The 7880-nt window shown below is 65.2% G+C and carries 5 protein-coding genes; 2 read left to right on the forward strand and 3 right to left on the reverse strand.

What is annotated here, in order from left to right:
- The coding region (locus tag AC3XYG_RS17275) for a ribonucleoside-diphosphate reductase subunit alpha (protein ID WP_489141089.1) at positions 1 to 1421 on the forward strand (1421 nt) is incomplete at its 5' end.
- 47 nt (positions 1422 to 1468) lie between these two features.
- Here AC3XYG_RS17275 and AC3XYG_RS17280 read toward each other — a convergent pair.
- The 3 genes from AC3XYG_RS17280 to AC3XYG_RS17290 form a co-directional block, all read right to left on the reverse strand.
- Positions 1469 to 1765: a hypothetical protein gene (locus AC3XYG_RS17280; RefSeq protein ID WP_489141090.1), complete on the reverse strand. Its 297-nt coding sequence runs from the start codon at positions 1763 to 1765 to the stop codon at positions 1469 to 1471.
- Positions 1734 to 1967 carry a DUF2188 domain-containing protein gene (locus tag AC3XYG_RS17285; protein WP_489141091.1) on the reverse strand — a complete coding sequence of 78 codons (234 nt, stop codon included), beginning with the start codon at positions 1965 to 1967 and terminating at the stop codon, positions 1734 to 1736. The genes AC3XYG_RS17280 and AC3XYG_RS17285 overlap by 32 nt, the downstream gene beginning before the upstream one ends.
- Before the next feature lie 237 nt (positions 1968 to 2204).
- Complete coding sequence (locus AC3XYG_RS17290) at positions 2205 to 5522, reverse strand: M10 family metallopeptidase C-terminal domain-containing protein (RefSeq protein WP_489141092.1); 3318 nt, start codon at positions 5520 to 5522, stop codon at positions 2205 to 2207.
- Between the two features lie 1015 nt (positions 5523 to 6537).
- Here AC3XYG_RS17290 and AC3XYG_RS17295 point away from each other — a divergent pair.
- Positions 6538 to 7665 carry a ribonucleotide-diphosphate reductase subunit beta gene (locus AC3XYG_RS17295; protein WP_489141093.1) on the forward strand — a complete coding sequence of 376 codons (1128 nt, stop codon included), beginning with the start codon at positions 6538 to 6540 and terminating at the stop codon, positions 7663 to 7665.
- The last annotated feature ends 215 nt before the right edge of the window (positions 7666 to 7880 follow it).

Genomic DNA, 7880 nt, shown 5'->3' on the forward strand with positions numbered 1-7880 from the left:
GCCCGGCGTTCAAGACCGCCTATGAGGCCTATGAGGCCAAGGCCGCGCGCGGCGAGATCCGGGTGCACAAGCAGGTCCGCGCGCTCGACCTGTGGCGCCGCATGCTGACCATGCTGTTCGAGACCGGGCATCCCTGGGTCACGTTCAAGGATCCCTGCAACATCCGCTCGCCGCAGGGCCATGTCGGCGTGGTGCATTCCTCGAACCTGTGCACCGAGATCACGCTGAACACCTCGGATGACGAGGTCGCGGTCTGCAACCTCGGCTCGATCAACCTGTCCAACCATGTCACCGAGCGCGGCCTGGACCGGGCGCGGCTGGAGCGCACCATCCGCACGGCGATGCGGATGCTGGACAACGTCATCGACATCAACTTCTACACCATCCCGGAAGCCCGCCGGTCCAACCTGCGGCATCGCCCGGTCGGGCTCGGCATCATGGGCTTCCAGGATGCGCTGCAGGCGCTGCGGATGCCGATCGCGTCGGATGAGGCGGTGCGCTTCGCCGATGAGAGCATGGAGGTGATCAGCTATCACACCATCGCCGCATCTGTGGACCTGGCGGCCGAGCGCGGGCGCTACCCGTCCTTCGAGGGCTCGCTGTGGAGCCGCGGCATCCTGCCGATCGACTCGATCGAGCTGCTGGCCGAAGCCCGCGGCGGCGTGCTGGAGATGGACCGCTCCAAGACGCTGGACTGGGACGGGCTGCGCGAGCGGGTGCGCGGCACCGGCATGCGCAACTCCAACACCATGGCGATCGCGCCGACCGCGACCATCTCCAACATCTGCGGCGTCGCCCAGTCGATCGAACCGGCGTTCCGCAACCTCTACGTCAAGGCCAACATGTCGGGCGACTTCACGGTGGTGAATCCCGGCCTGGTGCGCGACCTCAAGGCACTCGGCCTGTGGGACGAGGTGATGATCTCGGACCTGAAGTATTTCGACGGCAGCCTCGGCGCCATCGACCGGGTGCCGGACGACCTGAAGGCGCTGTACGCCACCGCCTTCGAGATCGACGCCAGCTGGCTGGTCGAGGCGGCATCGCGCCGGCAGAAGTGGATCGACCAGGCCCAGTCGCTGAACCTGTACATCGCCAACCCGAACGGCAAGAAGCTGGACGCGCTGTACCGGCTGGCGTGGAAGCGCGGCCTGAAGACCACCTATTATCTCCGGGCGATGAGCGCGACCCACGTCGAGAAGTCGACGCTGAAGGGCACCGACGGCAAGCTCAACTCGGTGACCAGTGCTCCGGTCGCTGCGGCACCGGCTCCGGTCGCTTCGGCGCCGATCCTGGGGGCAACGGTCCCGGTGGCCGCTGCTCCTGTGCCGGTCGCGGCTTTCGGCAGCGACGACCTGACGATGCCCGATGGCGCGCCGATGGTCTGCCCGATCGACGACCCGACCTGCGAAGCCTGCCAGTAAGTCCACACCACAGCCGCCGCCATTCACCCGAATGGCAGCGGCTGAAATTATCGACCGTGACCGGATCGCAGGGCTGGTGGCCCGTGCTCCGGCGTGTCTTCGAGGTCGGCGACAAGCTTGCGCAGACGGTCGAGATTCTTCCTCTGGGCGGCGGCCAGCTTCGCCAGGTCGCCCTCGGCTTTCGCCGTCACGTGCCCGCTCGACCGCATCTGATCCACCACATGGCCTTGCCGCCTCAGGCAGAGGTCGCCATCGCGAACCTCGCGCACCGCCTGTTCGACCGCGGTTTCGTGCCGCGTCGCGGGATGAAGCCTAGCCCGGATGCCGTCGAGGATCGTGCCCATAGCTGCGCTGCTCCTTGATCCGACCGTCGCGTCCCTGGATGACGATTTGCGATTCCCGGCCGCCTTCGAGGCCTTTCCGGGCGAGTTCGCGCACCCACCCCTTCGCCTTCACCTGGGTCGGGAAATTCGCGAGCCGATTGCCGTCCTGCTGGACCAGCCACGCGCCGTGATGCGGGCTGACGACATAGCGAACTTTGGTCATCGCACACCTCCTGTCAGGGAAATGGCGGTTTGCGGCCCTGGGTTCCCGCAGGTGGGGCCGCGTCATCCTTCCAAAAAATAGGAGGCGGCGGATCGCTCCGCCGCCCCCCGTCTGTTCCGGCTGGCGCGATCAGAGCGCGAAGTCGGCCGCCACCAGGGCGATGATGCCCCTCAGCACGATCTGGAAATCGGATGTGCCGTCGCCGTTGATGTCGCCGGCGATGGTGGTGGTGGTCGCCTAGATGGAGGCATAGCGCAGCTCGCCGGCGTGGTGCGTGTAGATCTCCGAGCCGATGAAGCTGAAGGCCTGATTCCCGGACTGAAGGCTGTCGGCGTCGATTCCGGAAAGGTCGATCCGGTCACCCTCCGCATGGCTGAAGTCGGTGATCAGATCGGCGTTGGCGCCGGTGCCGGTGTCGCCGATTGCCTTGAAGTCGAAGCGGTCCGCTCCGGCACCGCCGGACAGGGTGTCCTTTCCTGAGCCCCCGACGATGATATCGTCGCCGTCGAGGCCGGACAGGGTGTTGGTCCCGGCATTGCCGATGAGCGTGTCGCCGGCCTTGCCGCCGTTGGCCTTCTCAATGCCGACATAGGTATCGCCTTCGGCCTCGCCGCCGTGGCCGATGCCGGCCGCGAGATCGATCGTCACCCCTTCGGTCGCGTAGAAATAGCTGACCCGATCGCTTCCCGCGCCGCCGTCGAGATGATCCGCGCCGGCATCGCCGCGAAGAACGTCGTCGCCGGCACGACCGTAGAGGGTGTCGTTGCCGACACCGCCTTCGAGCGTGTCATTCCCGGCCACGCCGATGTTCGGCATCACGGGCGGGGGCGGCGTCACGGAGACGTTGAGCTCATAGGTCGAGCCATTGGGAACGGTCTGCTCGGGCGCCCCCGTGTCATTGTCGTAGTGGCCGACCACGATGTAGTAGGTCCCGGTCTCGCCCACCTTGAAGGTCAGTGCCGAATCCGTCCTGCGGCTGGAGCCCGGATCGTTCCCCGCATCGTCGTTTTCGGCGATCACGGTGCCGTCGGCCCGCATCAGCCAGATGTAGCTGTCGCTCAGCCCGTCCGACGTGTGGTCGAGGTCGAGGCTGATGACCGTCCCGGCGTTGACCGTCAGCTTGTAGTAGCCCCCTTCGCCGTTGCCGGTGGCATTGACCGTCGAATGCTCCAGGGTTGTTGCATCCACAATGTCGGAATCGGCTACGAGCGAGAAGTCGCTGGTCAGGTCATAGGCCGCCGCGATGGAGTTGTTCGCCGCATTCGCCGCCAGGGTGGCATAGCCGTCGCCGACACCCACACCGGTTACCGGGAAGGGAATGAAGTCGCCGTCCAGCACGTCATTTCCGGCGCCGCCGCGCAGGACGTCGTCGCCACCCTGGCCGACCAGCTTGTTGTCGCCGGGGTCGCCAGTGAGGATATCGGAGAAGGCGGAGCCGGCCAGCCCCTCGATCGATATGAATGTTTCCGAGTGCGTCCGTGCCACGCCGAGGGCGATAGTGACGCCCGTGGTGCTGTCGTAATAGGCCGCCGTGTCCTGGCCGGCGCCGCCATCGAGCGTGTCGGCCCCGCCGCCGCCTGACAGCGTGTCATCGCCCGCGGCGCCCGACAGGACGTTGACGCCGGCATTGCCGATCAGGGTGTCGGCATATTTCGAGCCGAGGACGTTCTCGATGTTCACCAGCCGGTCGTACTGGTGCGTCGTCGTCGTGTCGCCTTCGCCATCGCCGCCGCTGGCGGTGCCGAGCGCGAGGTTGACGGTCACGCCCTCCGTGCTGGGCGTCCGCGGTGGGCCGAACATCGGCTGGTGTTCGTCGACCGTGTAGTCGGCAGTGTCGATGCCGTCTCCGCCGTCCAGGTAATCCGCCCCGGCGCCGCCGATCAGGACGTCATTGCCGGCATCGCCGTACAGGACATCGCCATCGCGGGCACCGTCCAGGATGTCGTCGCCATTGCCGCCGTTGAAGACGTCGCCGCCGCCGAGACCATCGAAGTGGTTGTTGGCGTCGTTGCCGATGAAGCGGTCGATGCGGTCGTCCGACCCGATCAGGTTCTCGATGCTGAAGAAGGTGTCGCCGGAGGCAGTGCCGCCGCTGGCCACGTTGGTCAGCAGGTTGACCAGCAGCTGGAACGGGCTTTCGAGGCTGAAATCGACCGTGTCGTTGCCGTCGCCGCCCTGGAAGACGTCGACGCCGGCCATGCCGCGCAGGACGTCGTCCCCGGCACCGCCGTCCAGCAGGTCGTTGCCCGCCCCGCCGTTGATCGTGTCGTTGCCGGCCTCGCCGTACAGCTTGTCGTCGCCGTCCTTGCTTTCGGGTAGATTGTCGGGCGGCAGCGTGTTGTTGCGGTCACGGCTGTCCTTGGTGTCCAGGCCGCCGACGATCAGGTCGTCGCCGGCGCCGCCATGGATCTCGTCCGCGCCGTTGCCGCCATCGATCCGGTCGTCGCCGGCGTTGCCGAGCAGCTCGTTCTGGCCGTCATTGCCGACGATGATGTCGGCGTACTGGCTGCCGACGCCTTTCTCGATGTAGTACTCGGTCGCGTCCTGGTTGTGGCCGTCGAAGACGGCGATGTTGTTGGTGTGGCCGTTGACGCTGGAGAAGCGGCCTTCCCGCAGGTCCAGGATCGTGCCGGTGGTCGAGCCCGAGAAATCGACCGTGTCGTGGCCGCCGGTGTCGTGGATGACGAAGCCGACATCATGGGTCTGGCCGGTCGCCGTCAGCGCATAGCCCGACTTGGTGCTGCCGAAGCCGTAGACATCGTCACCGGTGTTGAGCTGGACGTCCTGGTAGGTCCGCACGCCATTCGCCACGGTGGAGAAATAGTGGCGGATGACGGCCTCGATATCCGCGATCCCGGGGGTGGTGTTGGTCCACGCCGTGGTGCCGCCGGTATCGATGCTGTCGAAATACGACATGACCGAGTATTGCTGGTTGTCGAAGACCCATTTCGCATCATTGAAATAGGTGATCTGCGGGCCGCCTGGGCCGCCGTAATTGTAGAAACCTGGGTGGTTCAGCCCGAATTCATGGCCGAATTCGTGGATGAAGGTGTTGTAGATATAGCCGCCCGGATCAGTCTTGTTCGGCTCGGTGTCATGGAAGCGCTGGCCGACGCTGACGAAACGGCCCGAGGAGAAGGCACTGCCGTCATTGGCCTCGCCCAGCTCCGGGCTGACGACCCGCAGGTAGTCCGTGGCCGGATTGTAGGGCCGATCGTCGACGATGGTGAATTGCAGCGGCGTCACCGACGACCATTGGTGCAGCGCGGCGATGGCGGCGGCCTTGTAGTCCGGATGATCGTTGAGGTCCGACACGTTGACCACGATCGGCCCCTGGGCCTGCGTCGGCGTCAGCGGGCGCTGCAGCGCCCCGAGATAATCGAGAAACGTCTCGTAGTTGGTGTCCTTGCCGAAGGGATTGGCCGGCGTCTGGTCGATGTTCTGCCAGTGATCGAGCTGCGACTGGGTGAACGAGAAGGATTGCGCACCACCGGCCGCGTTGGCGGCCGGGGTGGAATGATCCTGCTTGTTCCCCATCTGGCACAGAATGCACATGGATTGCTCCCCCTTGTTGAGCGGTGGTTCAGGCATAGCTCGGGTGCCGGCTGAATTCATTCAGCAGCGAGGCGAAGCCTCGCCTGGGAATGCCGCTTCAGCTCTGGTTGTGGTCTTGGTGTGAAGTCGCTGGGCGCGGTCGGCGGGCGGCGCCGGAATGCGGCAACGGCCCGCGGCCAGGCGGCCTTCGGCGCGTCAGCGTCGCACCGGCCTCGGTGACCAAGGTCGTGGGTATTCCGACATGAGCGGAATGGTCATGATTCTTGATGTCCCCCTGTCTGCATTGCGCAGTTCCGTGAAGACGCCAAGCCGGGAAACGCACTGTTTCACCTGCCGGCTGATCGCTGCAGCCATTTGTTGATGGTGCCGATATTGAAGATCGGCACATTGCTGCTGTATCCACTTCCCGTTCCGGAAGTGGAGCGCGATTCAACATCCCCCCGTCTGCGCAACTCCGTGAATCACTCTCCGGCAATGTTCGCCGGGCTGCAATCAAAAAAAGTTCTCAATTTTGGTTGAATCCGAACCTTCTGGTTGCGCACGTACAGGTGCTGTTGCGGCCGTGGCAAGCGATTCCTTATAAGAATCCATCAGCGATCAGGGCAATAAAGCTACAATTATTCTCAAAATGACGTGATTCCACATCCCTCCAAAACTGCGAACCCGCCAATATGACTTTGGTTCCCTTGTCGCAGGCAGAATCTGGATCGCTCGCTGGCAAGCGAAGCCGTGGTGAGACGGGTGTCCGTGGGAGGAGAGCGCCAGGCCTGCCATAGCGAAGCGACGCGCAGCGGAAGTCTTCATGGCAGCTGGTCCCGTGCCGTGCGACGGGATGGACGGTGCGGGCATGCCGGACACGCCATCACCGGGATGTTGTGGTCGGCACCCACTACAGCTAGAGTTTATCTTGCTGGTGACGACAACATCTCGTAGGGTCCGCGCCCCTGAATCGGGGCTCGATGCCTCCAGAGTTTCAGTGAGCCCCAGAGTTTCAGAGAGCCCAGGAAACCCGCCCATGACGATGCTCGACTGGTCCGACACCGCCGCCACCACGCCCGCCCGCGCACCGCAGGCGGACGCGCCCGCCGCCGACGCCACCGGCCTCGGCGCGATCGACCGCGACGGCGGCCGCGTCAGCATCGACGACAAGGCGATGATCAACTGCCGCGCCGATGTGAACCAGCTGCTGCCGATGAAGTACCGCTGGGCCTGGGAAAAATACCTGTCCGGCTGCAACAACCACTGGATGCCGACCGAGGTCTCGATGCAGGCCGACATCGCGCTGTGGAAGTCGCGCGACGGGCTGACGGAGGATGAGCGCCGGTCGGTGAAGCGCAATCTGGGCTTCTTCGCCGCCTCGGAATCGCTGGTCGCCAACAACATCGTGCTGGCGATCTACCGCCACCTGACCAACCCGGAATGCCGGCAGTACCTGCTGCGCCAGGCCTTCGAGGAGGCGGTGCACACCCACACCTTCCAGTACATCGTCGAGAGCCTGGGCCTGGACGAGGGCGAGCTGTTCAACATGTATCGCGAGGTGCCGTCGATCACCGACAAGGCGGCCTGGGCGATGCGCTACACCCAGAACCTGGCCGACCCGTCGTTCCAGACCGGCACGCCGGCCTCCGACCAGGCGTTCCTGCGCGACCTCGTCGCCTTCTACGTCGTGTTCGAAGGCATGTGGTTCTACACCGGCTTCGCCCAGATCCTGTCGCTGGGCCGGCGCAACAAGATGGTCGGCATCGCCGAGCAGTATCAGTACATCCTGCGCGATGAGTCGATTCACCTGAACTTCGGCATCGATGTCATCAACCAGATCAAGAACGAGAACCCGCATCTCTGGACCCCGGCGTTCCAGGAAGAGCTGCGGCGGATGCTGGCCGAGGCCAGTGAGCTCGAGGTCGCCTATGGCCGGGACACCATGCCCCGCGGCTTCCTCGGCCTGAACGCGGCGCTGACCGAGCAGTACATGCACTTCATCGCCAACCGCCGCTGCGCCCAGATCGGCCTGGCCCCGGTGTTCGCCGAGACCGAGAACCCGTTCCCCTGGATGTCCGAGGCGATGGATCTGAAGAAGGAGAAGAACTTCTTCGAGACCCGGGTGATCGAATACCAGAACGGCGGCGCGCTGACCTGGGAGTAGGCCGCCGGGCGGGCCACCGAAGCGGCGCGTTGCCTTCGCCCCTGAGCCGGCCCTAGTCTGGGGCTGGTGCGGCGGGGGGCTGAAGCGATGCGGCGTATCCTGATCCTGGGCGGCGGGTTCGCGGGGTTGTGGAGTGCGGTCGGCGCGGCGCGGGCCCTCGATGCCCAGGGTATCGGGCCCGACCGGGTCGAGGTGACGCTGGTCAACCGCGACGC

The organism is Inquilinus sp. (assembly GCF_057815775.1).

Bases quoted from the DNA above. Each gene is read 5' to 3' on its own strand.
- AC3XYG_RS17295 (WP_489141093.1), top strand. From the start codon at position 6,538: ATGACGATGCTCGACTGGTCCGACACCGCCGCCACCACGCCCGCCCGC.
- AC3XYG_RS17285 (WP_489141091.1), bottom strand. From the start codon at position 1,967: ATGACCAAAGTTCGCTATGTCGTCAGCCCGCATCACGGCGCGTGGCTG.
- AC3XYG_RS17280 (WP_489141090.1), bottom strand. From the start codon at position 1,765: ATGGGCACGATCCTCGACGGCATCCGGGCTAGGCTTCATCCCGCGACG.
- AC3XYG_RS17290 (WP_489141092.1), bottom strand. From the start codon at position 5,522: ATGTGCATTCTGTGCCAGATGGGGAACAAGCAGGATCATTCCACCCCG.